Here is a 25247-nt window from a genome sequence, read left to right as displayed (position 1 = left end):
CGGCAACTGGCTCCAGCGCGACCGACTCTCATCCCCCAGCCGGCTCTTCGGAGAAGTCACTTCCCGGACCCGCCGAGACCCAGGATAGAACTCTCCTCCCGGCGGTGTCTTGACACAGAGGGGAGCCATGAGCGAACGCCGCCCTACCCCCTCCGCGGGGCGCCAGCGCGGACGCCTTCGGGCGCGACGAAGAAATCACCGGCCTGAAGGGCCTGGTCAGGGCACTGCCCGTGGAGTCGATGTCTTAGACGACGGAACCCCGGCAGACTCCCAGCAAGCCCGCCCGCAACGCTTTACATTGATCTGCAGCACGCTCACAGGCGTAGCGTTTGGACGACCCGAGACGCCGGCCGGCACCAGCCAACCCGGGAGCAGGGACGCCTGACCACTTCGACCTCTACTGGGAGGTCAAGCATTCAGGAGCGCTACATCGTTGGTGCTCAGCGACCTGACCGGGACACAGCCGGGTGAGCTCCTCAATACGGTGACCACTTCAGCGCAGACGGCCTGCGGCGCTACCCCTACGCCTCCCGATACAACCGCTGCCCGTAACGACCGGCTCGCGCCCATGGGCGCATGCTCAGGGTCAGGAACGCTTGAGCGGCTGCCCGCGACTGGGCCTGAGTCGACCGGCATGAGTTGTGTCGGTTGGCCGTGGGAGACTCTCGCGCCGTGGACGTTGACGAGTTTTGGGCGGTCGTGGAGTCGGCCGGGGCGGGTCTCGACAAGCGGACCAGCGACGACGGTGAGGCCGTTGCCGCGGCACTGGTGACAAGCTTGGCCGGGACATCACCGGAGCGCATCCTCGAGTTCCAGGAGCTGTTCGATCAGCTCCATGACGCCCTCTATCGCTGGGACGTGTGGGCGGCTGCGTACCTGATTGGCGGAGGATGCTCGGACGACAGCTTTATCGATTTCCGGGCGGGAGTCATCGCGCTAGGACGCGAGTGGTACGGACGTGTCCTAGCCTCGCCCGACGGACTTGCTGACCATCCCGTGGTACGACAAGCGGCGGCCGAGGCAGACGACGGCGCGCTGTTCGCTGAGTCGGTGAACTACGTGGCCAGCGAGGCCTACGAGCAGGTCACGGGTGGTGACGACGATGCCTTCTACGAGGCGATGAAGGCCCGCCAGCACGTTGCGGTCGGCATCGACGAGGCCCGCAGGCCCGACATGGGTGAGGACTTCGACTTCGACGATGATGACGAGATGCGGAGTCGGCTACCCCGGCTGGCCGAGCTGTTCCTCAACCCCAGCGAGGATTGAACTCGGGCACTCAGTGCCCGTCCTGGTTGCGGATCCCGTTATTTATGAGCGATAACGCTCAGTGCGATTCTGCAGCTCGCACAAGTCGCGCTGTGGTGGTGACCTCCGAAGAGGTCACCACCGAGGGGCGCTGGTCACGGCGCCTACAGCGGGATTGCACCAGGTGGTCAGCGTCCGGGGTTATCGAACGCCGGGCGCGTTACGCCCGTCTGCCGGAATGCTGGTGGGTGGGACCTCCCGGCCTACAGGTCGGCTTTCGTCACGCGGGAGGATTCGTACGTCGTGGAGGCCCGAGGGAGGCCCGGCACGGTGGAGACGTCCTTGACGAGCATGCCGGTCGTGGCGTCGATGGTCAGCACCTCGCTGCCCTCGCCGCCGAACACCTCGGGGCCGGCGGTGATCGTCAGCGTGGCCTTGCCGTGGGTGGTCGAGTTCTTGACGCTGACCGCGGAGATGGTGGACAGCAGACGCAGCACACCGGCCCGGACCTGCGTGTTGCCGTCGCCGGCGGACAGCGCTTGGGTGCTGTACGTCCACAGGGCGTTGTCGAAGTGCCGCTGAACGGCCTGAGGGCTGTACGGCTTTGGCTCGGCGTTGCCGCCCTTCTGCTTGATGATCACCTGGGCGTCCGCCTGCTGCTTGTCCCACACCGCCTTCTGCGCTGCGGGGTCGAGGCCCACCAGCGGATCCTTGGCTGCCTTGAGCATCTGGGTCCGGCCGTCGGGCGGGCTGCTGTCCGCCGCGGCGACGGCCGCCTTGAGGAGCGGAGCGTAGCCGCCGTCCGTCATCTGGTCCTGGTGACGGGCGATCGCACGCTTGATGTCCTTCACGCTGTTGCCCGTGTAGATCGCGTGACCATCGGTGTACAGCGTGTAGACGACCTGCATGGTCTTGGTGCCGTGGACCTGCGTCGCCTTCACCAGCCACGCGTCGCCCGCCGCCGGGGTGACCGTCTTGATGGACCCGGCCAGGGTCATCAGCGGTGCGCGCTCGGCCGACCCGTCGACGGTGGTCGAGCCCGAGGCGGCGGCTGACGAATCCTTGCCGGCCTCCACGCCCCCGGTCGCCGACGAGTTGAGCACCACGGCGACAACTGCCGCCGCGGCGGCAACCCCCACCCCGGCGCCGATGCCCAATCGGCCCGCGATGCCGATCCCGCGGCGGCGCTGAAGGGCCGGGCTGGATTCGTGGTCCCGCGTGGTTGTCGTCGTTTCCATGGTTGAAGTCGCCTCCATAGTCGTGTCCTGCGCTGATATCGCGCCCAGTAGCCGCACGGTTCCGGGGTCGGCCATAGCCGCCCGCAGCACGGCCCTCGCCCGCTGATACGCCTCCGGGCGTAGTGGTTCTGCGCTTCCCAACGCACCGACCAGATCGAGCTCGTCGGTCATCGGTGTCTCTCCTTCGCGCTGTTGCGGTCCTTCAGAAGCGCGGACACCCCCGGGGCGTCGCGCAATGCCGTCCTGGCCTGGCTCAGCAGCCGCCGCGCGGTGCCGGCCGGTATGCCGAGCGCCCGTGCGGCGTCGGCTGCGGTCAGGTCCTCCCAGGCGACGAGCCTGAGGACCTCCCGCTCTTCGGGTTTGAGCCGCGTCAGGGCCGACCGGAGCACCGCCCGGGCGTCCACGCCGAGGTCCACCGCCGACCACGGATCCCATCCAGCCGCCACGTCCGGCACGTCCGCGACCAGGTCCTCGGCCGGCCGGGACCGCCAGTAGCGCCGCAAGCGATTCAATGCCACCCCGTACAGCCACGGCCGCGCATCGTTGTACGACCGGTCGTACGATCGCCGCGACTCGAACGCCGCAACCCAAACCTCGCCCAGGAGGTCCTCAGCCGCATCCCGCCCAGCCCGGCGAACGAGGTACGAACCGACGGCGGCCTCATGACGCTCGACCACCTCTACGAAGGCGTCGACATCGCCATCCAGCGACCGGCCTATCAAATCCGCATCCGAAGCCATGGCCCTCCTCGACAAGTCCGCGCTTCACCCTGACATTGCCGATCAGGCGGGAAAGTGTTCAGGCGCCGAGTTCCGACGGCAAGCGGTCGCTCAATAGCGACCTCTCGGCGGCATGAGCGGCTGCGACGCGGTCAGCGTCGGGCCCAAGCGTGGGGCCCAGGCCAGGGCTGGGAGTCGTACAGACCGCAACGCTGCTATACCTAGCCAGCTCCCGCGCGTACGCCACCAGCCTGGCCGAGAACTACGCGGGCCTGCCCCTCAGCTGACCTCGGCGCCGAGTCGGCGGCGACCCCTATTGCTACTCATCGATTCGTGGTAGAAATCCTTCGCAACGCCCGCTCCCAGGCAAGAATTTCTTCAAATGGAGGCGACGTGAGAGTCACTGCCGGGTGGCTGGCGAGTCTTACCGTTGCCGCGGTAATCGTGGCGCCCGCCGAGTCGATTGCTGTGGCCACGACACCCCCACAAGCACCAACTGCAGTGACGCCGCTGGCCACCGGCCCGCAACCCGGCACCTTCACCGGCCGGGGATTCGATACCTGTGCCGCTCCGTCACAGGCCACGATGAACGCGTGGCGGGCCAGTTCGCCCTACGGCGCGGTCGGCATCTACATCAGCGGGGGGAGCCGCTCCTGTTCCCAGCCCAACCTCACGGCAAGTTGGGTGGCCAACCAGACCAGCAACGGATGGCGGCTGATCCCCATCGAACTGGGTTACCAGGCACCGTGCGGCACCCGCACGCCGAAGATGTCCGCCGATCCCACCACCGCCCGGTCGCAAGGCGTCTCCGCGGCCAACAGCGCCGCGAATGCCGCCCAGGCACTGGGCATCGGCACTGCGAGCACCATCTACAACGACATCGAGCACTACCCGTCGAACGCGTCGTGCCGGGCCGCCGTGCTGTCGTTCCTGGCCGGTTGGACCGAGCAGCTGCACGTACGGGGCTACCTCGCCGGCATGTACTCCAGCGGTTCGTCCGGCATCAAGGACATCTGCGAGGCATACGACAACCCGAGCTACACGCGACTCGACCAGATCTGGATCGCCTGGTGGAACGGGGTGGCTGACACAGACGCCGGAAGTTACTGCGCCGATGCCTACTACGCGAACCAGCAGCGCGTACACCAGTACGCCGGCGAGGTCACCGAGACGTGGGGTGGCGTCACGATGAAGATCGACCGCAACTACCTCGATGTGAGGGTTACGCAGACCCCGCCGCAGCAGTGGACCACGACCATCGACAACAGCGCCTCGGGCGGGTTCACCGCGAGCACTGAATGGGGCACGTCGGCCTACTCCGGCCAACGGTTCGGCACCGACTACCGGTTTACCAGTCCGGTGTCATCCAGCGACGTCGCCTGGTTCCGGTCGACCATCCCGGCTACCGGAGCCTATGAGATCTCAGTTTGGTACCCCGCCGACGCGGGCTACAACAACCAGACGCCATACCTTGTGGAGACCACCACAGGCAGCAGGACCGTCTCCGTCAATCAGCGGGTCAACGGCGGTAGGTGGGTCTCGATCGGCGTGTTCACCCTGGCCGCCGGCACGGGCAACAAGGTCGGCGTGAGTCGCTGGACCAGCGGCACCGGACTCGTGGTCGCCGACGCGGTGCGGATCACCCGGGTCTGAGCCCCCTCGCGGCGGCGATAATTGGCCACCTCGGACGGCGCTGGGAGGTCAAGCGACAACTCACTGTCGACCGGGCTCCATCCCAGTCCGCATGCCGAACGAGGCTGACCAACTTGCCGAGAGTCACGGTCGGCTCGATGCCCGGGCGATGCGGGCGAACACGTGGGCGCTGGGTTTGGGCAACCGGGTGAACGAGTCGTCGACGGACCAGTGCAGGTACCCGCGCACATCGACACCTTTGGCGCGGGCCTGGGCGAGGGCGGCCAGGTGGGTGGTGAGGTACCTGATCCGTTCGGTGTCGTCGTGCGGGCGGTGGCTCACGGAACCAGGTGGGCGAGGCGGGGTCGACCCACTGTTTGCGGTAATACTGCACTCCGAGCCAGTCACCGCCGTCGGGGCCGGCGAGGTTGTCGAGATAGCGGTCGACGATCTCGGAGGTCCAGGACGTCGGCCTCCGCGGTGGATCTTCTGGCCCGGCGGGCCGGTCACATATTCACTTCTGTGAACGTCTTCAGTTGATCAGCGCGAGCGCGTAACCTTCCTGAAACGAATGCTGAAACGATTCATTAAATCCGTCGCCCCTCCCCCGGCTCGGACCTCCACCGCCCACGCCCGTGCCGGGAGCCCGCCGCTCAGAAGGATGAGGACCTGGAATGATGCGCATGACCCGCCGTCGCGCCGCACCCTCCGCGCTTCTCGTGCTGCTGCTCGGCCTGACGCCGTTCGCGGCGCCCGGCCAGGCCACGGCAGCCCCGGCCGCCGCGACGCTGACCGCGACCAACCTGACCACCGAACGCGCCACCGAACCGATCGGCCTGGACGTGGCGCAACCCCGACTCGGCTGGCAGATCGAAGCCACCGGCCGGGGCGTGCTCCAGGAGTCGTACCAGGTGCGCGTCGCCACCAGGGCGGACCGCCTCAACGCCCCCGACGTCTGGGACAGCGGCCGGGTCCGGTCACGGCAGAGCACCCTCGTCGCGTACGCCGGCCCGCAACTGAGCCCCCGCACCCGGTACGCCTGGCAGGTCCAGGTCTGGGACACCGCCGGCAACGCCTCCGGCTGGAGCGCGCCCGCGTCCTGGGAGACCGGCGTACGCGGCGGTGCTGGCTGGCAGGCCGACTGGATCGGCATGCCGTCGCCGACCGAGGCCTGGACCGACTACACGGTGCAGACGACGGTACGACTGGAACGCGACGCGGCCGGGATCTACCTGCGTGCCCGGGGCGCGGCGAACGCGTACATGTGGCAGTTTTCCATCACCGACGGCAGCGCGAAGCTCCGCCCGCACGCCCGAGTCAACGGCGCCTGGACCGTGCTCAAGGAGGTGCCGCTCGGCGGCGTGGTACCGGCCGACCGGCTGACCACGCCGCACACCCTGCGCATCACCGCGGCCGGGAACACCATCACCACCTGGGTCGACGGCACTCAGGTCGACGTCACCACCAGCACCACGCACCAGGCCGGCTCGGTCGGCCTGCGTACCAACGGGTTGGAGGCCGGCGTCTTCTCCAACTTCTCGGTGACCAACGGCGGCCAGACGCTCTTCGCGGCCCCGCTCACCGACGGGCAGAACCCGTTCAGCGCGGGCACGGCCACCGCGGCCGGCCTGCGGGTCGGCGGCGACACCGAGGCCATGCTCGCCGCGCTGGACGCGAACCCGCTGCTGCGCCGCGGCTTCCGCGTCGACGGCACTGTCGCACGGGCCCGGATCTACGCCACCGCGCTCGGGGTCTACCAGCTCTCCCTCAACGGCCAGCGGGTCGGCGACCACGAGTTGGCGCCCGGCTGGACCGACTACCACAAGCGGGTGCAATACCAGACCTACGACGTGACCCGCCAGCTCCAACCGGGCGACAACGCCCTCGGCGCCCTGCTCGGCGACGGCTGGTACGCCGGCAGCATCGCCTGGTTCGGCACCGACAACTACGGCTCACGCCCGCACCTGAGCGCCCAACTGGTCATCGACTACACCGACGGACGCAGCGCGACGATCGGCACCGACGGCTCGTGGCGCGTCACCGGCGGACCGTTCCTGCAGAGTGACCTGATCCACGGCGAGACCTACGACGCACGGCGGTTGCCGGCCGGTTGGGACCGGTCCGGGTTCAACGACGCCGGCTGGAAGCCGGCCACCGTCGACAGCGTCGACGCCACCGACAAGATCGTCGCCCAGGTCGACCCGCCGGTGCGGGTCACCCAGGAGTTGCCGGCCCGGACGCTGACCCAGCCGACCCCCGGCACCTGGATCTTCGACCTCGGTCAGAACATGGTGGGCAAGGTACGGCTGAAGGTCAACGGCCCAGCCGGCTCGGCGGTACGCATCCGGCACGCCGAGGTGCTCAACCCGAACGGCACCGCCTACACCGCCAACCTGCGCTCGGCGCGGGCCACCGACCAGTACACGTTGCGCGGCGGCGGCACCGAGATCTACCAGCCGACCTTCACCTTCCACGGCTTCCGCTACGTCGAGCTGACCGGCTATCCGGGCACCCCCGACCTGTCCTCGGTCACCGGGCTGGTCATGCACACCGACGGGGACCTCACCGGCGAGTTCCAGACCTCCAACGCCATGGTGAACCAACTCCACAGCAACATCACCTGGGGGCAGCGCGGCAACTTCCTCTCCATCCCGACCGACACGCCGGCGCGCGACGAGAGGCTCGGCTGGACCGGCGACATCAACGTCTTCGCCAACACCGCGACGTTCAACATGGACAGCCTGACGTTCCTGAGCAAGTGGTTGCAGGACCTACGCGACGCGCAGTCTGCCAACGGCGCGTACCCCGACGTCGCGCCGCGTGCCTGCTGCGGGGACGGCGCGACCGGCTGGGCCGACGCCGGGATCACCGTCCCGTACGCGCTGTGGCAGCGCTACGGCGACACCCGGGTCATCGAAGAGCACTACGCGTCGATGGTGCGGTACGCGTCCTGGTTGGAGAGCACCAGCTCGGGCAACCTGCGTACCAACGCCGGCCCGTACCTCGACTGGCTCAACCTGGAGGACCCGACGCCGGCCGGCGTGGTCGGAACCGCCTACTACGCGTACAGCGTCCGGCTGCTGGGAGAGCTGGCCGCCGCGATCGGGCGCGACGCCGACGCGACCCGCTACGCGGCGCTGTCCAGGACCATCACCCAGGCGTTCGTCAACGCCTACGTCGCGGCCGACGGCACCGTGCAGGGCGACAGCCAGACCGGGTACGTGCTTGCCATCGGCATGGGCCTGCTGACCGATCCGCTGCGGGCCAGGGCCGCCGACCGGCTGGTCGCCAACGTGCAACGGCACGACTGGCACCTCTCCACCGGCTTCCTCGGCACCCCGGACCTACTGCCGGCGCTGACCGCCACCGGGCACCTGGACGTCGCCTACCGGCTGCTGCTCAACGACACCTACCCGTCGTGGGGCTACGAGATCGGCAAGGGCGCGACCACGATCTGGGAGCGGTGGGACTCGATCAGACCCGACGGCAGCTTCGGCGACGTGGGAATGAACTCCTTCAACCACTACGCGTACGGCGCGGTGGGCGACTGGATGTACCGGACGGTTGCCGGCATCCAGCCCGCCGCCGCCAACCCCGGGTACGCGCACGTGACGTTCGCCCCCCAGCCGGGCGGCAATCTCACCTCGGCCAAGGCGTCGTACCGCTCGGCGTACGGAACGATCGGCAGTGACTGGGACCTTGACGCGCGCGGCGACATGCGTCTGCGTCTCACAGTGCCGCCCAACAGCACGGCGACGGTGCGCTTCCCGGCGCCCGGACGTGAGGCCGTCACCGAGGGCGGCCGGCCCGCGGAGCAGGCTGACGGGGTGCGGTTCGTCCGAGTGGACGGGGCGGTCGCCGTGTACGAGATCGGTTCCGGCTCCTACTCCTTCGCGGTCGTCCCACCGACGGCTGCGTACGACCACGTCGACCTCGGCGTCGCGGCGTCCGAGCAGGCGCACCGCCTGACGGCCTCCACCTACTCGGGTACCAGCACCGAGGCCGGGCTGACCCGCCGGTACACCGATGTGACCCGCCCCGGCGGTTGGTTCGAGTTCGACCTAGCGGTCAAACCGGGTGAACCGTTCGTGCTGCGCTCGGTGGAGACGTACGACGGGCCGCAGCTCAAGGACTACCAGGTGGTCGTGGACGGAGCGGTGGTGCACACCCGCTCCTGGCAGCACACCGCGAGCGGGCCCGGCACGGTCAGCTACCAGTTCGTCGTGAACCTGCCGGATACGACTCGGGACGGCGTGGTGCGGGTGCGGTACCAGGACACCGGCACCGGATACGACCCGTCGATCGCCGACGTCTGGGCGATGCCCGCACCGGGGGCCTGACCAAGCTGGCGTCGCGGAGGAGCCGGGCGGGCATCCGCCCGGCTCCTCGATCGATGAGGCCGGTCAGCGCCGGGTGCGTCGGGGTTGGTCGCTGGATCGGCGCACGACCATCTCGGGCTGGAACACCACGTGCCGGTGCCGGTGGGTGTCGCCGGACTCGGCCTCTTCGAGCAGCAGTTCCGCTGCGGCGCGGCCGAGCTGGTCGCGGGGCTGGCGCACCGACGACAGTGGCACCGCCGCGGCGCCGGCGAACTCGATGTCGTCGTAGCCGACGATGGCCACGTCGATCGGCACCCGCACACCGCGCGCGGTCAGTTCCTGCAGTACACCGAGCGCGATCAGGTCGTTGGCGCAGAACACGGCGGTCGGGCGCTTCCGGACCGGCAACGCGAGCAGTTCCTCGGCGGCGCGTCGGCCGGCGGCGACGGTCAGGCTGGTGGTCACCGCAACCCGGAGCTCAGCGGTGCTGCCCCGGTCCTGCAGAGCTGCGGCCGCCCCGGCGTGCCGGTCGGCAACCTGGGCGATGGTGAGCGGACCACCGAGGTAGGCGATGCGTTGGTGGCCCTGGTCCAGCAGGTGGTCCATGGCGAGTCGACCGCCGAGCACGTCGTCGACCGCCACCGAGCAACGGTTCGCCCGGCCTGTCCCCCGGTCCACCAACACCACCGGGATGCCTCGCTCGATGAGCTTGTCCAGGGTGGGTTGCGGGCCGTGGTCGACCGGGGTGATGAGCACACCACGGACCCGCTGCTCCTCCAGCAGTTCCAGGTGGCGGCGCTCCCGGGCGCTGTCCTCGCCGCTGTTGCAGACGACGAGCATGGCGCCGGCTCCCTCAATCACCTGTTCGGCGCCCCGGACCACGTCGGTGAAGAACGGATTGGCCACGTCCAGGACGACGATGGCGACGGTGCGACTGTGCCCGGCGCGCAGTTGACGAGCGGAGTCGTTGCGGACGTAGCCGAGGGTGGTGATGGCGTCGAGCACCCGCTGACGGGTGGCGGGAGCGACAGTGTCGGGTCGGTTGAGCACGTTGCTCACGGTGCCGAGGGAAACGCCGGCATGCCGGGCGACCTCCTTGATGTTCGCCGTTGCCATGACTCCCCAGATGCTCCCTACGGTGGTCGCGGCCCGTGCCGACCGGGTCGCTCGGCAGTCTATAGCGCCTAAAACGTTTCATCCAGTTCGTCAGCAGGGCCGCGAGCCGGCCCTGGAGCCCATGCCAGCAACGGCGAAGAAATCGCAGTGAAACTCTTGACGCTCTTGAAGGCCTACCCCTACCGTCCATGCAACGAAGCATGAAACGATTCAGGAGGGGTTGGATGACCGCCGACGCACCGGGCACCCAGGCTCCGCTGCTGGTCCTCGACGGCGTGACGAAGTCCTTCGGGGCCGTCGCCGCGCTGCGCGGGGTGCACCTGACACTGCACTCCGGTGAGGCCCACGCCCTGGTCGGTGAGAACGGGGCGGGCAAGTCCACTTTGGTGAAGGTTCTGGCCGGCGCACACGCACCGGACTCCGGCTCGCTGACCCTGGACGGGCAACCGCTGCGGCTGGGCGGTCCCGCCGACGCCCGGGCCGCCGGGATCGCGGTCATCTACCAGGAGCCGACGCTCTTCCCGGACCTCTCCGTGGCGGAGAACATCTTCATGGGTCGGCAACCACTGCGCGGTCTGCGTCGCATCGACACTGCCGCGATGAACCGCGACGCCGAGCGGCTGTTCCAGCGGCTGGGTGTCCGCATCGACCCGACCCGACCCGCGCGTGGCCTCTCCATCGCCGACCAGCAGCTCGTCGAGATCGCCAAGGCGATCTCGTTCGACGCGCGCGTCCTGGTCATGGACGAGCCCACCGCCGCGCTCTCCGGTGTGGAGGTCGAGCGGCTCTTCGCTGTCGCCCGGTCGCTCTGCGAAGGTGGGGCGGCAGTGCTGTTCATCTCGCACCGGTTCAACGAGGTGTTCGACCTGTGCCACCGCGTCACGGTGCTGCGCGACGGCGCCTGGGTCTCCAGCGACGACACCGCCGACCTGACCGTCGACGAGGTGGTGCGGGGCATGGTCGGCCGCGACGTCTCCTCCCTCTACCCCAAGCAGGACGCCGAACTGCGGGACACGCTGCTCGACGTTCGCCGGCTGAGCCGGGCCGGCGTCTTCACCGACGTGTCGTTCTCCGTCCGGGGCGGTGAGATCGTCGCGCTCGCCGGGCTGGTCGGCGCCGGCCGCAGCGAGGTCGCCCGCGCCGTCTTCGGCGTCGACCGCTACGACGCGGGCGAGGTGCTGGTGGCCGGTCGGGCCGTCCCGGCGGGCAACCCGGGTCGGGCGATCGCCGCCGGCATGGCCCTGGTCCCCGAGGACCGGCGGCAACAGGGCCTGATCATGGAGCTGTCGGTGGAGCGCAACGCCACCCTGGCCCGCCGCCGGGCGCTGAGCCGGCTGGGCCTGCTACTCGGCGCCGCGGAGCGCGCCGAGGCCCGCCAGTGGACGCGGCGGCTCCAGGTGAAGGCCTCCCGCCTCGGCGCGCCCGTGGCGACCCTCTCCGGGGGCAACCAGCAGAAGGTCGTCCTCGCCAAGTGGTTGGCCACCGAACCACGGGTCCTCATCATCGACGAACCCACCCGGGGCATCGACGTCGGCACCAAGTCCGAGGTGCACCGACTGCTCTCGGAACTGGCCGGCCAGGGCCTGGCCATCCTCATGATCAGCAGCGAACTGCCCGAGGTGCTCGGCATGGCCGACCGGGTCCTGGTCATGCACGAGGGTCGACTGGTCCGCGAGCTACCCCGGGCCGAGGCGGACGAGACCTCCATCATGTTCGCCGCCACCGGTCAAGGAGCGACCGCATGAGCCTCACCGACGCCGGCGCGCCAGAACGGGCCGCCGGGAACGCCCCACCCGACCCCGACCGGCAGCGTCGCGGCCTCACCGAACGGCTGCTGGCCGTACGCGAGCTGAGCCTGCTGATCGCGCTCGGCCTGCTGGTCGGAGTGACCGCCCTGCGCAACGATCGGTTCCTGAGCGGCCAGAGCATCAAGGACCTGCTGCTGGGCTGCGCGATCCTGGTGATCCTGGCGGTCGGCCAGACGCTGGTCATCGTCACCCGCAACGTCGACCTCTCGGTCGGCTCGATCCTGGGCCTGGTCGCCTTCGCCACCGGCTCACTGTTCCTCTCCGCACCCGGTACCCCGTGGCCCGTGGCGCTCGTCGTGGGTGTCGCGCTGGGCGCGCTGTGCGGCGCGGTCAATGGCGGCCTGATTGCGGTGGCCCGGGTGCCCGCCCTGGTGATCACGCTCGGCACCCTGTACGCCTTCCGTGGCGTCGACTACTACTGGGCGTCCGGCCGGCAGATCAACGCCGCCGACATGCCCCCGTCGTTCCTGCGGCTGGGCAACCAGACGGTGCTCGGCGTACCCGTGCTGTTCCTCGTCGCGCTGGTCGTCGTCGCCGCCGTCGGTTTCTACCTGCGCTCCTACCGCAGCGGCCGGGAGCTCTACGCGATCGGCTCCGAACCGGCCGCGGCCCGGCTCTCCGGCATCCGGGTGGGCCGGCGGGTGTTCGCCGTCTTCGTCGCCAGCGGCGCCCTCGCCGGGCTCGCCGGTGTGCTGTACGCGGCCCGGTTCGGCACCCTCGACGCGGCCGCCGGCACCGGCCTGGAACTCCAGGTCGTCGCCGCCGCCGTGGTCGGCGGGGTGGCGATCTTCGGAGGCAGCGGCAGTGCGTACGGCGCCGCGCTCGGTGCCGTACTGCTGACCACGATCGGCAGCTCACTCGCCGTCCTGCGCATCGACCCGTTCTGGCAGCAGGCCGTGGTCGGCGCACTCATCCTCGCCGCCATCGGGCTGGACCGGCTCCTGGCCCTGCGGGTGGCGGCCCGGCTCCGAGGGAGAAGCGCCCATGGCGCATGACAGCCTGTACGCCGCACCGCCCACCGCCGAGGCCGAACCCGGCGGCGGTCGCCTCGCCAGCGTGCGGGGACTGCTCGGCTCCTGGGACGCGGTGATCGTCGCCGCTCTCGTGGTGGCCGTGCTGGTCGCCAGCCTGACCGTGGAGAATTTCGCCACCGGCCGCAACGCCCAGTTCCTGCTTCTCGACCTGATGCCGCTGGCGCTCATCGCGCTGCCGATGACCCTGATCGTGATCACCGGTGAGATCGACCTCTCGGTGGCCAGCATGGTCGGGCTGTGCAGCACACTGATGGGTCAGCTCTGGCTCTCCAGTGGGCTGTCCCTGGAGTTGATCTGCGTCCTCGTGGTGCTGCTGGGCGCCGTGCTCGGCGCGGTGAACGGCCTCTTCGTCACCGGCTTCGGTCTGCCGTCGCTGGCGGTGACCATCGGCACGCTCGCCCTCTACCGGGGGTTGTCCTTCGTCGTGCTCGGCGACCAGGCGGTCGCGGACTTCCCGGCCGACTGGACCGCTGCCGTGGTGCGCAACATCCCCGGCACGTCGGTCCCGGTCATGGTGGTCCCGCTGCTGGTGCTCGCCGTGATCTTCGGGGTCGTGCTGCACGCCACCGCGGCCGGTCGGGCGCTCTACGCCATGGGAAACAACGACCAGGCCGCGACGTTCACCGGCGTCTCGGTGGCCCGGACGAAGTTCTGGCTCTTCGTGGTCTCCGGCGCGGTGTGCGGGTTGGTCGGCATCTTCTGGACGCTGCGGTACGCCAGCGCCCGCGGCGACAACGCCACCGGGCTGGAGTTGACAGTGGTGACCGCGGTGCTGCTCGGCGGTGTGTCGATCTTCGGTGGCCGGGGGGCTCTGCTCGGTGTGGTGGCCGGCGTGCTGCTCCTCGGCGTCCTGCGCAACGCGCTGCAACTCGCCGACGTCGACGCCAACGCGCTGACGATCGTCACCGGCAGCCTGCTGATCGCCTCCGTCGTGCTGCCCAACGCCGTCGCGGACATCCGCGCCCGGCTGCACCGTCGACGACAGCGGCAGCCCGTCGCTTCGTGACGTTCCCCCGCACACCCATCACCCCCGGAAGGATGACGATGTCCGCATACCGCAGAGGCCTCCGGGTCGGGGTCACCAGCCTCGCCCTCGCCGCACTGCTGCTCAGCGCCGCCTGTGGCGGCACCACCCGGGACAACTCCACCGACGACGCCGGTGCCGGCAACCAGGCGAGCGGCACCGCCAATCCCGACGCCGCCATCAAGGCAGGGTTGAAGATCGCCTTCCTGCCGAAGGCCCTGAACAACCCCTACTTCACCGTCTCGGACAACGGCGGAAAGGACGCTGTCACCGAGTTCAAGGGCGAGTTCAAGGAGGTCGGCCCCTCCGAGGCCAGCGCCTCCTCCCAGGTCAGCTACATCAACACCCTGTCCCAGCAGGGCATGGACGTGATCATCACCTCGGCCAACGACCCGAACGCGATCTGCGGGGCGCTCAACCAGGCGAAGGCGGCCGGCGCGAAGATCGTCACCTTCGACTCGGACACGAAGCCGGAGTGCCGCCAGATCTTCGTCAACCAGGTGACCGCCGAGGGCATCGCCGAGAACCAGGTCAAACTCATCTCGCAGCAGATCGGCGGCGAGGGCGAGATCGCCATCCTCTCCGCCACCGCCAACGCCACCAACCAGAACGCCTGGATCGCGCTGATGAAGACCGAGCTGACGAAGCCCGAATACAGCAAGATCAAGCTGGTCACCGTGGCGTACGGCAACGACGACGACCAGAAGTCCTTCCAGGAGACCCAGGGTCTGCTCCAGTCGTACCCGAACCTCAAGGGCATCATCTCGCCGACCACTGTCGGTGTCGCGGCGGCCGCCCGTTACCTCAGCGGGTCGCAGTACAAGGGCAAGGTCAAGCTGACCGGGCTGGGCACCCCGAACCAGATGCGCCAGTACGTCAAGGACGGCACCGTCGACGCGTTCGCCCTGTGGAGTCCGGCCGACCTCGGTTACCTCGCCGCGTACGCCGGTGCGGCACTGGCCTCCGGTCAGATCACCGGCGCCGAGGGCGACACGTTCAAGGCAGGCAAGCTCGGCGAGTTCACCGTCGGGAAGGACGGGGTGGTCATCCTCGGCCCACCCACCGTGTTCGACAAGAACAACATCGACCAGTTCCAGTTCTGATCGCCCTCCCGGTCGGTGCCGGCGCACGTCGTGCACCGACCGGGGAGCCGACGGGAGAACCGTGCCCCGCGTCTGCTTCACCCTTCAGGTACACCCCGAACGTCTGACCGAATACCGCACCCGCCACGAGCGGGTCTGGCCGGAGATGCTCGCCGCGCTGGCCGAGAGCGGCTGGCGGGACTATTCGCTCTTCCTCCGCGAGGACGGCCTGCTCGTGGGCTATCTGGTCACCGACGACTTCGCGGCGGCCGAGGCCGCCATGCAGGCCAGTGACGTCAACGCTCGCTGGCAGGCGGAGATGGCGTCGTACTTCGTCGACCTCGACCAGGGCGCACCCGACCGCGCCATCCGGCCACTGGACGAGGTCTTCAACCTTGAGGCGCAGCTTGCCGCAGATCCTGCGGCGCGGTCCGCCGTAGAGACGGGAGAGACACTATGACGCAGCCCGACGCGCGGACCCTCGAACGGGTCAAGCTGGCTCTGCGGTCCCAGCGCATCGAGACGCCGTCCTGGGCGTACGCCAACTCCGGGACCCGTTTCAAGGTCTTCCCGCAGGAAGGGGTGCCGCGTAACCCGTACGAGAAGGTCGCCGACGCGGCGGTCGTGCACCAGCTCACCGGCATCGCCCCCACTGTGGCGCTGCACATCCCGTGGGACCGCGTCGACGACTACGCCGACCTGGCCGCGTTCGCCCGGGATCACGGCGTCGGTCTGGGTGCGATCAACGCCAACGTCTTCCAGGACAACGACTACAAGCTGGGCAGCGTCACCAACCCGGACCCGGGGGTGCGCCGCAAGGCCATCGACCACCTGCTCGAATGTGTCGACATCATGGACCGCACCGGCTCCCGTGACCTGAAGCTCTGGTTCTCCGACGGCACGAACTATCCCGGACAGGACGACATCCGCGCCCGGCAGGACCGACTCGCGGCGGCGCTGCGCGAAACCTACGACCGGCTCGGCGACGACCAACGGCTGCTGCTGGAGTACAAACTGTTCGAGCCGGCCTTCTACACCACCGACGTGCCGGACTGGGGCACCGCGTACGCGCACTGCCTGGAGCTGGGTCCGAAGGCCCAGGTGGTCATCGACACCGGGCACCACGCCCCGGGCACGAACATCGAGTTCATCGTGGCGTTCCTGCTGCGCGTCGGGAAGCTCGGCGCGTTCGACTTCAACTCGCGCTTCTACGCCGACGACGACCTGATGGTCGGCGCCGCAGACCCGTTCCAGCTGTTCCGGATCATGTACGAGATCGTCCGTGGCGACGCGTTGGCACCGGAGGGCGGCATCGCGTTCATGCTCGACCAGTGCCACAACATCGAAGCGAAGATCCCCGCCATCATCCGCTCGGTGCTCAACGTGCAGGAGGCGACGGCGAAGGCGTTGCTCGTCGACGCCGACGCCCTGGCCGCCGCGCAGCGCAGCGGTGACGTGCTCGCCGCCAACGCCGTGCTGATGGACGCGTACAACACCGACGTCCGACCACTGCTCGCCGAGCTCCGTACGGACCTGGGCCTGGATCCGGACCCGATGGCCGCCTACGCCCGCTCCGGCTACTTCGACACGATCCGCGCCGAACGCGCCGGCGGCCAGCAGGCCGGCTGGGGCGCCTGACCACCACCGAAGAAACGCAGACTGGGGACGTGAGGACCATGCAATCCGAGGTTCAGGCGCTGATCGCGCGCAGCAACCGGCTCGGCGCCGACCCGACCACGACGAACTACGCCGGGGGCAACACCTCGGCCAAGGGCGCGGCCACCGACCCGGTCACCGGCGGTCCGGTCGAGCTGCTCTGGGTGAAGGGCTCCGGCGGCGACCTCGGCACCCTCACCGAGTCCGGGTTGGCGGCGTTGCGGCTCGACCGGCTCCGCGCCCTCGTCGACGTCTACCCCGGCATCGAGCGCGAGGACGAGATGGTCGCCGCGTTCGACTACTGCCTGCACGGCCGCGGCGGGTCCGCGCCGTCCATCGACACCGCCATGCACGGGCTCGTCGACGCCGCGCACGTCGACCACCTGCACCCCGACGCCGGCATCGCGATCGCCGCCGCCGCCGACGGGCCGGAGCTGACCAAGGAGATCTTCGGCGACCGGGTGCTGTGGATCCCCTGGCGGCGGCCCGGCTTCCAGCTCGGTCTGGACATCGCCGTGGTGGCACGAGCCAACCCGCAGGCGATCGGCGTGATCCTCGGCGGGCACGGCATCACGGCCTGGGGCGCGACCAGCGACGAGTGCGAACGCAACTCGCTGGAGATGATTCGCAGCGCGCAGGCGTACCTCGACGAGCGGGGCCGGGCCGAGCCGCTCGGCCCGGTCATCCCCGGCTACGACCCGCTGCCCACCGACGAACGACGGGAGCGCGCGGCGGCGTTGTTCCCGGTGCTGCGGGGCCTGGCGTCCACAGACCGGCCGCAGGTCGGCCACTTCACCGACAGTGACGTGGTGCTCGACTTCGTCGCGCGGGAGAAGCACCCCGCGCTCGCCGCCCTCGGCACGTCCTGCCCGGATCACTTCCTGCGCACCAAGGTCCGCCCGATGGTGCTCGACCTGCCGCCCACCGCGCCCGTCGAGGACGTGATCGCTCGACTCCGGGAGCTGCACACCGCCTACCGCGACGACTACCGCGCCTACTACGAGCGGCACGCCGACGCGGACAGCCCCCCGATGCGCGGCGCCGACCCCGCCGTGGTCCTGGTGCCCGGTGTGGGAATGTTCAGCTTCGGTGCCAACAAGCAGACGGCCCGCGTCGCCGGCGAGTTCTACGTCAACGCCATCAACGTGATGCGCGGCGCGGAAGCCGTATCGCGTTACGCGCCGATCGACGAGGCCGAGAAGTTCCGGATCGAGTACTGGGCCCTGGAGGAGGCGAAGCTTCAGCGGATGCCGAATCCGAAGGCCCTCGCCACACGGGTCGCGTTCGTCACCGGCGGCGGCTCCGGGATCGGCCGGGCGATCGCCCACCGGCTCGCCGCAGAGGGCGCGTGTGTCGTCGTCGCCGACCGCGACGCCCAGGGGGCCACCGCCGTCGCCGCGGAAATCGGCAGCGCCGACGTGGCGGTCGCCGTCGCGGCCGACGTCAGCGACGGTGACGCCGTCGCCGGCGCCCTACGCGAGGCGGTGCTGGCCTTCGGTGGGGTGGACCTGGTGGTGAACAACGCCGGGCTGTCGCTGTCCAAGTCGCTGCTGGAGACGACCGAGGCGGACTGGGACATCCAGCACGACGTGATGGCGAAGGGCTCCTTCCTGGTCTCCCGGGAGGCCACGCGGGTGCTGCTGGCGCAGGGAATGGGCGGGGACATCGTCTACATCTCCAGCAAGAACTCCCTGTTCGCCGGCCCGAACAACGTTGCGTACGGTGCGGCGAAGGCCGACCAGGCCCACCAGGTCCGGCTGCTCGCCGCCGAACTCGGCAGCCACGGCATTCGGGTGAACGGTGTCAACCCGGACGGGGTGGTCCGCGGCTCCGGCATTTTCGCCGGCGGCTGGGGTGCCCAGCGGGCGGCCGTCTACGGCGTGCCGGAAGAGAAGCTGGGCGAGTTCTACGCCCAGCGCACCCTGCTCAAGCGTGAGGTGCTGCCCGAGCACGTCGCCAGTGCGGTGTTCGTGCTCACCGGCGGCGAGCTGTCGCACACCACGGGGCTGCACGTCCCGGTGGACGCCGGTGTCGCTGCGGCCTTCCTCCGCTGATGACCGCCGTGCGACTGGCCGCTGTGGACGTGGGCGCGTCCAGCGGCCGTGTCATGCTCGCGCACATCGGGCCGGGGCTGGTGGAGCTCACGGAGGCGCACCGGTTCCGCAACGAACCGGTGCGGATCGCGGGCACCCTGCACTGGGACGTCCTGGCGCTCTACCGGGGTGTGCTGGAAGGGCTGAGGGCAGCCGGCCCGGTCGCCGGAATCGGCATCGACACCTGGGCGATCGACTACGGGCTGATCGACGCCACCGGCGCTCTGCTCGGCAACCCGGTGCACTACCGCGACGGGCGCACCGACGGCGTCAGCGAACGGGTGGCGAAGCAGCTCGGACCGGAGCGGCTCTATGCCACGACCGGGCTGCAACACCTGCCCTTCAACACCCTCTACCAACTCGCCGCCGCCGCCGGTACACCCCAGCTGGAGGCCGCGCACCAGCTGCTGCTGATTCCGGACCTCATCGCGTACTGGCTCACCGGTGAGGTCGGCGCCGAAATCACCAACGCCTCCACCACCCAGCTGTACGACCTACGTCGCCGCGCCTGGGCAACCGACTTGATGACCGACGCCGGAATCCGCAGTGAGCTGTTCCCGCCGCTGCGCGAGCCGGGCACCCGGATCGGTCCGGTCCTGCCCGCGCTCGACCTACCCGGATCGCCCGACGTCATGGCGGTGGGATCGCACGACACGGCCTCGGCGGTGGTCGGTGTGCCGGCGGCCGACGAGCACTTCGCCTACATCTCCTGCGGCACCTGGTCTCTGGTCGGGGTCGAGCTGGACGCCCCGGTGCTCAGTGCGCCGAGCCGACGGGCCAACTTCACCAACGAATCCGGCGTCGACGGCACGATCCGCTACCTGCGTAACGTGATGGGCCTCTGGCCACTGCAGGAATCGCTGCGCACCTGGGGCACCACGGACCTGCCCGCCCTGCTCCGGCAGGCGGCCGAGGAACCGGCCTTCCGTTCCGTGGTGGACCCGGACGACCCCACCTTCCTGCCACCCGGCGACATGCCCGCACGCATCGCCCAAACCTGCCGGCGTATCGGCGAGCCCGTGCCGGACAGCCCGGCGGCCACGGTCCGGTGCATCCTGGACAGCCTCGCACTGGCGCACCGGCGCGCTGTCCAGCAGGCACAACGGCTCTCGGGTCGGCACGTCGACGCCGTGCACATCGTCGGCGGCGGCGCCCGCAACGACCTGCTGTGTCAGCTCACCGCCGACGCCTGCGGCCTGCCGCTGCTCGCCGGACCGGTCGAGGCCACCGCCCTGGGCAACGCGCTGGTGCAGGCGCGTGCCCTCGGCGTGATCGGCGGTGACCTGGCGTCCCTGCGGTCCCTGCTGCAGGAGACCCAACAGATCACGCGGTACGAGCCACGCGGCGACACAGCCGGGTGGCGGGCGGCTGCCCGACGCCTCGGATGGGACGACTGAACATGCGAATAGCCCTGTTCGTCACGTGCCTGGCCGACACCCTGTTCCCTGAGGCGGCCAAGGCGACTGTTCGGCTGCTGGAACGGCTCGGTCACGAGGTCGTTTTTCCGCAGGACCAGACCTGCTGCGGACAGATGCACATCAACACCGGCTATCCGGGCGAGGCGCTGCGTCTGGTGCGTCGGCACGTGCGAGCCTTCGCCCCGTACGACGTGGTGGTGGCCCCGTCCGGCTCGTGTGTCGGCTCGGTGCGCCACCAGCACGCGCTGGTGGCGCGGCGGGCCGGCGACGAGCGGTTGGCCAGCCAGGCCGAGGAGGTTGCCCGACGAACGTACGAGCTGTCGGAACTGCTCGTCGACGTGCTCGGGGTAACTGACCTGGGTGCCTACTATCCGCATCGGGTCACGTACCACCCGACCTGCCATTCGTTGCGGATGCTCCGGGTGGGAGACAGGCCGCTTCGCTTGTTGCGTGCGGTCCGCGGCCTGGACCTGGTGACGCTGCCGCAGGCCGAGCAGTGCTGCGGCTTCGGTGGCACGTTCGCGGTGAAGAATGCGGACACCTCGACGGCGATGCTGGCCGACAAGATGCGTCACGTGCTGGCCACCGGAGCCGACGTCTGCACCGCCGGGGACGCCTCCTGCCTGATGCACATCGGTGGTGGACTGTCCCGGCTGCGCACCGGCGTACGCACCGTGCACCTCGCGGAGATCCTGGCCAGCACGGAGGCCACCGCCGGCCCGATCGAGCAGCCGCAGCCGCGGACCGGTGGGGTGCCGCTATGACCCGGACCTTCCTCGGCATGCCGGCCACCGCACCGCGCGGTGTCGGGCACCTGCGCGGCGACGAGCCCTTCCCGGTCGCGGCCCGGCGGAGCCTCGCCGACGCCCAACTGCGCCGCAACCTCGGCCACGCCACCGGCACCATCCGGGCCAAGTCGGCTGCCGTCATCGGCGAGGTCCCCGACTGGGAGGAACTGCGCGAGGCCGGCCGGGCCATCAAGGCCGACACGATGGCCCGCCTGCCGGAGCTGCTGCAACAACTGGAGACGGCGGTCACCGCCGCGGGCGGCACCGTTCACTGGGCGGCCGACGCCGTCGAGGCCAACCGGATCGTCACCGACCTGGTCACCGCCACCGGCAGTGACCGGGTCATGAAGGTCAAGTCGATGGCCACCCAGGAGATCGGCCTCAACGAGGCGTTGGAGGCCGCCGGCATCGAACCGGTGGAGACCGATCTCGCCGAGCTGATCGTCCAGCTCGGCCGGGACAAGCCCAGCCACATCCTCGTACCCGCGATCCACCGCAACCGGGCGGAGATCCGCGAGATCTTCCTGCGCGAGATGCCCGGGGTGGACCCGGCGCTGACCGACGAACCCGCGGTCCTGGCGGCAGCGGCCCGTCGCCATCTGCGCCGTACGTTCCTCAGTACCCGGGTCGCGATCTCCGGGGCGAACTTCGCGGTCGCCGAGACCGGCACCCTGGCGGTGGTCGAATCCGAGGGCAACGGCCGGATGTGCCTCACCCTGCCGGACACCCTGATCACCGTGATGGGCATCGAGAAGGTCATCCCCACCTGGGCGGACCTGGAGGTGTTTCTGCAACTGCTGCCTCGGGCCTCCACCGGTGAGCGGATGAACCCGTACACGTCGATGTGGACCGGGGTCACTCCCCATGACGGGCCGCAGGACTTTCACCTCGTGTTGCTGGACAACGGCCGTAGTGCGATGCTCGCCGACGAGGTCGGCCGTCAGGCGCTGCACTGCATCCGATGCTCGGCCTGCCTCAATGTCTGCCCCGTCTACGAGCGCACCGGTGGCCACGCGTACGGGTCGGTCTATCCCGGACCAATCGGCGCCGTGCTCTCGCCCCAGCTGACCGGCGTCGAGGACAATGCCTCCCTGCCGTACGCCTCCTCGCTCTGCGGCGCGTGTTTCGACGCCTGCCCGGTAAAGATCGACATTCCGTCGATCCTGGTGCACCTGCGCGCGGAGCACGTGACGGCCTACCGGAACGAGCATCGCCTGCCGAGCGCCGAGGCGGTCACCATGGCCGCCGCCGCGTACACCATGGATCACCTGCCGTTGTACGAGGCCGCCCAGCGTCGGTCGCGGCTCACCCGCTTCGCCGGCCGGCATGGCCGGGGCCTTCCTCCTCCGCTGTCCGGCTGGACCGTCGGCCGCGACCTACCGCAGCCGCCTCCGCAGACCTTCCGCGAATGGTGGGTGCAACGGTGACCTCCCGCGAATTGATCCTCGGTCGGCTTCGTGCGGCTCTGGGCCCGCCACCGAACGCCCCAGGTGAGGTGGCGCGGGACTATCGACCGGCTGGCGGTGCGGTGCACCTCGACGTCCTGATTCACCGGCTCACCGACTACGGGGCAGCGGTGCACCGGTGCGCCGACGACGAGGTGGCGCACGTCGTCGACGCGATTCTCGGCGGACGACGGGTCGTCATCCCGTCGGGGCTGCCCCGGCACTGGCTGCCCGACACCGTCGAGGCGCTCGCCGACGACAATCTCCCGACCGAACGGATCGCCACCGCCGACGGGGTGGTCACCGCGGCGGCGGTGGCGGTCGCCGAGACCGGCACCGTCATCCTCGACGCGGCCGCCGACCAGGGGCGGCGAATCATCACGCTCCTGCCCGACGTGCACATCTGCGTGCTGCGTGTCGACCAGATCGCCGCAGGGGTGCCGGACGCCCTCGCGCGCCTCGATCCCCGCCGCCCACTTACCTGGATCAGTGGTCCCTCAGCCACCAGCGACATCGAACTCAACCGGGTCGAGGGCGTTCACGGCCCCCGCAACCTGCACCTGGTGATCGTTCCGCGCGGTTCGCACCACTCCCTCGACCCAGTCGGCGACCCCCACTCACTACCTCAGGCGTGAACGCCGAAAACACTACCCAACCCGCACCCTCTCGCCTGATCATGACGATGCCAGGTCACCGCCGTGAACGACACGCCTCCGGGGCGGTTCCCGTACGAATGGCTGGCCGCGGCAGCATGCTTCCTCACGCTGAGCGGCGGGCGGCGCCCGGACCGTCGGTAGCGAATTGCAGATGCCTCGAAAACCGACGCTGTCCGTGTTCGTCACATGACTTGAAGTGATGATGGCCGAAGTTAAGCTGCCCTGACGTGCGCGAGCGAGCCGGGCTTTGCCGATTCCGGAGGTGTCACCACGATGGACAGCCGAATAGCACGTCCCGCAGCCCTCCTGTTGGCGGCGCTGTGCGCACTGTTGCTGCTCGGCGTCGACGCGGTGCTGGGTACGGTCGCGCCGGTCCGGGCCGGTAGCGCCGCCGCGACAGTCAGCGGCACTCTGACCGAACGGTCCGGCCGACCGGCTGGCCAGGTCAGGGTCACCCTCGCGCCGGACTCCGGCGCCGAGCATCCGACCTACTCGACCACCACGGACCGGGCCGGCCGGTGGCGGGTGTCCGGGGTGTCGGCCGGGCGCTACCGGATCACCAACCAAATGCCCGGCGTATTCCGGCCCCGCTACTACCCGAGCCGGCTCGCGTTCCCCTGGGGAGCTGTCACCGTGCCGACCCGTGGCCGGCTCGTCGTCGACGACGTGCTCCCTCCGGCCGGCCGGATCCGGTTCGTCGCGGCCGACGCGGCCACCGGCGCCGAGGTGCGGAACTTCTGTGTGCAGGACCCGATGGAGCTCGGCCTCATCTGCACCAACCCCGCCGGGACCTTCCCGAACGGGTACGTCGACCTGGAGGTGCCGCCCGGCCACTACCGGTTCACCGGCGCCGCGAACGACGGCGTACACGAGGGCGGGATGGTCGAGGCGACCGCGGTCGCCGGGCGGGTGACCCGCGCGACGCTGCCGGTCCAGCCGCCCGGTAACGAACTGCGCGTGACACTGCGAGACCGGGCGACCGGCGCGCCGGTGCCCAACGCGGGAATCATCGCCATCTCAATGGACAAGCGGTTCCCCGACATCTATGACGCCAACGAGATCTCCGACGAGAACGGGGTGGTGCGGTTCCGCAGCCTCCACCCGGACCGGTACAACATCTGGGCCGGCGGCTCGGCCGAGGGGCACGGCGCGCAGTGGGTCGGCCCGAGCGGTGGCACCGGCGACCGGACCAAGGCACTGGTGGTCGCGCCAGGGCCCGGGATCACCACGCTGCCCGACATCCTGTTGGACCGGGCTGGGTCGATCACCGGGTCGATCACCGACGCGGTCACCGGCCAGCCGGTGTCGGTGACCGTCGCGCTGACGACCTACGATCCGTTCTGGTACGAGACCACCAGGAAGGTTCCCGGCGACGGCTCGTACACCTTCAGCGGACTCGGCCCGTACGAGTGGTCACTGGCGTTCATCCCACCGGGCAACGGCGGCGCCAACAGCGTCTACGCCACCCAGTGGTCCGGTGGGGCGCCGAACAGCGTCAAGGCGACCCGGATCAAGGTCGTCGCAGGCGGCGTCACCGTGGCGAACGAGCGGATGAGCGCCGGCACCGCCGTCTCCGGCCAAGCCGACGGCCTCCCGGTGTACGGCTACGGCTACCCCGTCCACGTCTACAACGCCGACACCGGCGACATCGTCGCGGTCGACGAGAACGTCGAGGACGGCCGGTACGACGTCCGACTCCTGCCCGGCCAGCGGGTCCGGCTCTGCCTGCACCCCGACCGCTGCTACCCGGACTACGTCCGGCAGGTCGACGCGTCCGCCATCCGGGTGGGCACCTCGCCGTTCACCGTCAACTTTCCCGGCCGGCGGCGCTGAGCCGGGACGGGCACCGGCGCCGCCCGCGCACCCCGGTCCGGGCCGGGTCAGCGTTCATTGCCGACCTCCGCCAAGCGAGTGCGCAGGTCGGCAAGCTGGGAGAACGTGTAGGCGCAGGTAGGGGTGGGTGCAGGTAGGGGT

At 69.9% G+C, this 25247-nt stretch carries 19 protein-coding genes; 15 read left to right on the top strand and 4 right to left on the bottom strand.

Annotated elements, in window-relative coordinates; all coding sequences use genetic code 11:
• Positions 1-672: 672 nt before the first annotated feature.
• Entirely contained in the window at positions 673-1266 is a 594-nt protein-coding gene (locus DLJ59_RS07445) for a DUF4240 domain-containing protein (RefSeq protein ID WP_124771766.1), read from the top strand.
• 242 nt (positions 1267-1508) lie between these two features.
• On the opposite strand, the gene DLJ59_RS07440 is transcribed toward DLJ59_RS07445, so the two are convergent.
• Entirely contained in the window at positions 1509-2654 is a 1146-nt protein-coding gene (locus DLJ59_RS07440; RefSeq protein WP_124771765.1) for a hypothetical protein, read from the bottom strand.
• A complete protein-coding gene (locus DLJ59_RS07435) occupies positions 2651-3223 on the bottom strand; it encodes an RNA polymerase sigma factor (RefSeq protein ID WP_124771764.1) in 573 nt (190 codons plus the stop codon). The genes DLJ59_RS07440 and DLJ59_RS07435 overlap by 4 nt, the downstream gene beginning before the upstream one ends.
• A gap of 480 nt (positions 3224-3703) precedes the next feature.
• Between DLJ59_RS07435 and DLJ59_RS07430 the strand changes: the two genes are divergently transcribed.
• Positions 3704-4855, top strand: a complete 1152-nt coding sequence (locus DLJ59_RS07430) for a glycoside hydrolase domain-containing protein (protein WP_244235883.1) — start codon at positions 3704-3706, stop codon at positions 4853-4855.
• A gap of 123 nt (positions 4856-4978) precedes the next feature.
• Here the strand turns inward: DLJ59_RS07430 and DLJ59_RS37260 are convergent, their stop codons facing one another.
• On the bottom strand, positions 4979-5176 hold the full coding sequence (locus DLJ59_RS37260) for a family 1 glycosylhydrolase (RefSeq protein ID WP_244235882.1): 198 nt from the start codon (positions 5174-5176) through the stop codon (positions 4979-4981).
• Between the two features lie 341 nt (positions 5177-5517).
• On the opposite strand from DLJ59_RS37260, the gene DLJ59_RS07420 reads away from it, so the two are divergent.
• Entirely contained in the window at positions 5518-9174 is a 3657-nt protein-coding gene (locus tag DLJ59_RS07420) for a family 78 glycoside hydrolase catalytic domain (RefSeq protein ID WP_124771763.1), read from the top strand.
• 63 nt (positions 9175-9237) lie between these two features.
• Here the strand turns inward: DLJ59_RS07420 and DLJ59_RS07415 are convergent, their stop codons facing one another.
• Positions 9238-10269 carry a LacI family DNA-binding transcriptional regulator gene (locus DLJ59_RS07415; RefSeq protein WP_124771762.1) on the bottom strand — a complete coding sequence of 344 codons (1032 nt, stop codon included), beginning with the start codon at positions 10267-10269 and terminating at the stop codon, positions 9238-9240.
• A gap of 224 nt (positions 10270-10493) precedes the next feature.
• Between DLJ59_RS07415 and DLJ59_RS07410 the strand changes: the two genes are divergently transcribed.
• The 12 genes from DLJ59_RS07410 to DLJ59_RS07355 all read left to right on the top strand — a co-directional run bounded on the left by DLJ59_RS07410 (position 10494) and on the right by DLJ59_RS07355 (position 25106).
• Positions 10494-12014, top strand: coding sequence for a sugar ABC transporter ATP-binding protein (locus DLJ59_RS07410; protein ID WP_124771761.1), 1521 nt, complete (start codon positions 10494-10496; stop codon positions 12012-12014).
• Positions 12011-13072: an ABC transporter permease gene (locus DLJ59_RS07405; protein WP_124771760.1), complete on the top strand. Its 1062-nt coding sequence runs from the start codon at positions 12011-12013 to the stop codon at positions 13070-13072. Before DLJ59_RS07410 ends, DLJ59_RS07405 begins: the two co-directional genes overlap by 4 nt.
• Complete coding sequence (locus DLJ59_RS07400) at positions 13062-14117, top strand: ABC transporter permease (protein WP_124771759.1); 1056 nt, start codon at positions 13062-13064, stop codon at positions 14115-14117. Before DLJ59_RS07405 ends, DLJ59_RS07400 begins: the two co-directional genes overlap by 11 nt.
• A 38-nt stretch (positions 14118-14155) precedes the next feature.
• On the top strand, positions 14156-15238 hold the full coding sequence (gene rhaS, locus DLJ59_RS07395) for a rhamnose ABC transporter substrate-binding protein (RefSeq protein ID WP_124771758.1): 1083 nt from the start codon (positions 14156-14158) through the stop codon (positions 15236-15238).
• A 61-nt stretch (positions 15239-15299) separates the two neighbouring features.
• Positions 15300-15677, top strand: a complete 378-nt coding sequence (locus DLJ59_RS07390; protein ID WP_124771757.1) for an L-rhamnose mutarotase — start codon at positions 15300-15302, stop codon at positions 15675-15677.
• Positions 15674-16855 carry an L-rhamnose isomerase gene (rhaI, locus tag DLJ59_RS07385; RefSeq protein WP_124771756.1) on the top strand — a complete coding sequence of 394 codons (1182 nt, stop codon included), beginning with the start codon at positions 15674-15676 and terminating at the stop codon, positions 16853-16855. The genes DLJ59_RS07390 and rhaI overlap by 4 nt, the downstream gene beginning before the upstream one ends.
• A gap of 38 nt (positions 16856-16893) precedes the next feature.
• Positions 16894-18927 carry a bifunctional aldolase/short-chain dehydrogenase gene (locus tag DLJ59_RS07380; protein WP_124771767.1) on the top strand — a complete coding sequence of 678 codons (2034 nt, stop codon included), beginning with the start codon at positions 16894-16896 and terminating at the stop codon, positions 18925-18927.
• Positions 18927-20363 (top strand): rhamnulokinase, encoded by a 1437-nt coding sequence (locus DLJ59_RS07375; RefSeq protein WP_124771755.1) that lies wholly within the window; start codon positions 18927-18929, stop codon positions 20361-20363. The genes DLJ59_RS07380 and DLJ59_RS07375 overlap by 1 nt, the downstream gene beginning before the upstream one ends.
• A 2-nt stretch (positions 20364-20365) precedes the next feature.
• Complete coding sequence (locus DLJ59_RS07370; RefSeq protein WP_124771754.1) at positions 20366-21148, top strand: (Fe-S)-binding protein; 783 nt, start codon at positions 20366-20368, stop codon at positions 21146-21148.
• Positions 21145-22599: a LutB/LldF family L-lactate oxidation iron-sulfur protein gene (locus tag DLJ59_RS07365; protein WP_124771753.1), complete on the top strand. Its 1455-nt coding sequence runs from the start codon at positions 21145-21147 to the stop codon at positions 22597-22599. Before DLJ59_RS07370 ends, DLJ59_RS07365 begins: the two co-directional genes overlap by 4 nt.
• Positions 22596-23252 carry a LutC/YkgG family protein gene (locus DLJ59_RS07360; protein WP_341869569.1) on the top strand — a complete coding sequence of 219 codons (657 nt, stop codon included), beginning with the start codon at positions 22596-22598 and terminating at the stop codon, positions 23250-23252. The genes DLJ59_RS07365 and DLJ59_RS07360 overlap by 4 nt, the downstream gene beginning before the upstream one ends.
• A 294-nt stretch (positions 23253-23546) precedes the next feature.
• Positions 23547-25106, top strand: coding sequence for a carboxypeptidase-like regulatory domain-containing protein (locus DLJ59_RS07355; RefSeq protein ID WP_124771751.1), 1560 nt, complete (start codon positions 23547-23549; stop codon positions 25104-25106).
• The last annotated feature ends 141 nt before the right edge of the window (positions 25107-25247 follow it).

This window comes from Micromonospora inaquosa, from assembly GCF_003857055.1.
Lineage (GTDB): Bacteria > Actinomycetota > Actinomycetes > Mycobacteriales > Micromonosporaceae > Micromonospora > Micromonospora inaquosa.
The sequence above is the reverse complement of the archived record's forward strand: the minus strand, read 5'-3'. Positions and strand labels throughout refer to the sequence as shown.

Excerpts from the sequence above, each read along its gene's own strand:
- DLJ59_RS07440 (WP_124771765.1), bottom strand. The coding sequence starts at position 2,654 with ATGACCGACGAGCTCGATCTGGTCGGTGCGTTGGGAAGCGCAGAACCA.
- DLJ59_RS07435 (WP_124771764.1), bottom strand. The coding sequence starts at position 3,223 with ATGGCTTCGGATGCGGATTTGATAGGCCGGTCGCTGGATGGCGATGTC.
- DLJ59_RS07420 (WP_124771763.1), top strand. The coding sequence starts at position 5,518 with ATGACCCGCCGTCGCGCCGCACCCTCCGCGCTTCTCGTGCTGCTGCTC.
- DLJ59_RS07415 (WP_124771762.1), bottom strand. The coding sequence starts at position 10,269 with ATGGCAACGGCGAACATCAAGGAGGTCGCCCGGCATGCCGGCGTTTCC.
- DLJ59_RS07410 (WP_124771761.1), top strand. The coding sequence starts at position 10,494 with ATGACCGCCGACGCACCGGGCACCCAGGCTCCGCTGCTGGTCCTCGAC.
- DLJ59_RS07405 (WP_124771760.1), top strand. The coding sequence starts at position 12,011 with ATGAGCCTCACCGACGCCGGCGCGCCAGAACGGGCCGCCGGGAACGCC.
- DLJ59_RS07400 (WP_124771759.1), top strand. The coding sequence starts at position 13,062 with ATGGCGCATGACAGCCTGTACGCCGCACCGCCCACCGCCGAGGCCGAA.
- rhaS (WP_124771758.1), top strand. The coding sequence starts at position 14,156 with ATGTCCGCATACCGCAGAGGCCTCCGGGTCGGGGTCACCAGCCTCGCC.
- rhaI (WP_124771756.1), top strand. The coding sequence starts at position 15,674 with ATGACGCAGCCCGACGCGCGGACCCTCGAACGGGTCAAGCTGGCTCTG.
- DLJ59_RS07380 (WP_124771767.1), top strand. The coding sequence starts at position 16,894 with ATGCAATCCGAGGTTCAGGCGCTGATCGCGCGCAGCAACCGGCTCGGC.
- DLJ59_RS07375 (WP_124771755.1), top strand. The coding sequence starts at position 18,927 with ATGACCGCCGTGCGACTGGCCGCTGTGGACGTGGGCGCGTCCAGCGGC.
- DLJ59_RS07370 (WP_124771754.1), top strand. The coding sequence starts at position 20,366 with ATGCGAATAGCCCTGTTCGTCACGTGCCTGGCCGACACCCTGTTCCCT.
- DLJ59_RS07365 (WP_124771753.1), top strand. The coding sequence starts at position 21,145 with ATGACCCGGACCTTCCTCGGCATGCCGGCCACCGCACCGCGCGGTGTC.
- DLJ59_RS07355 (WP_124771751.1), top strand. The coding sequence starts at position 23,547 with ATGGACAGCCGAATAGCACGTCCCGCAGCCCTCCTGTTGGCGGCGCTG.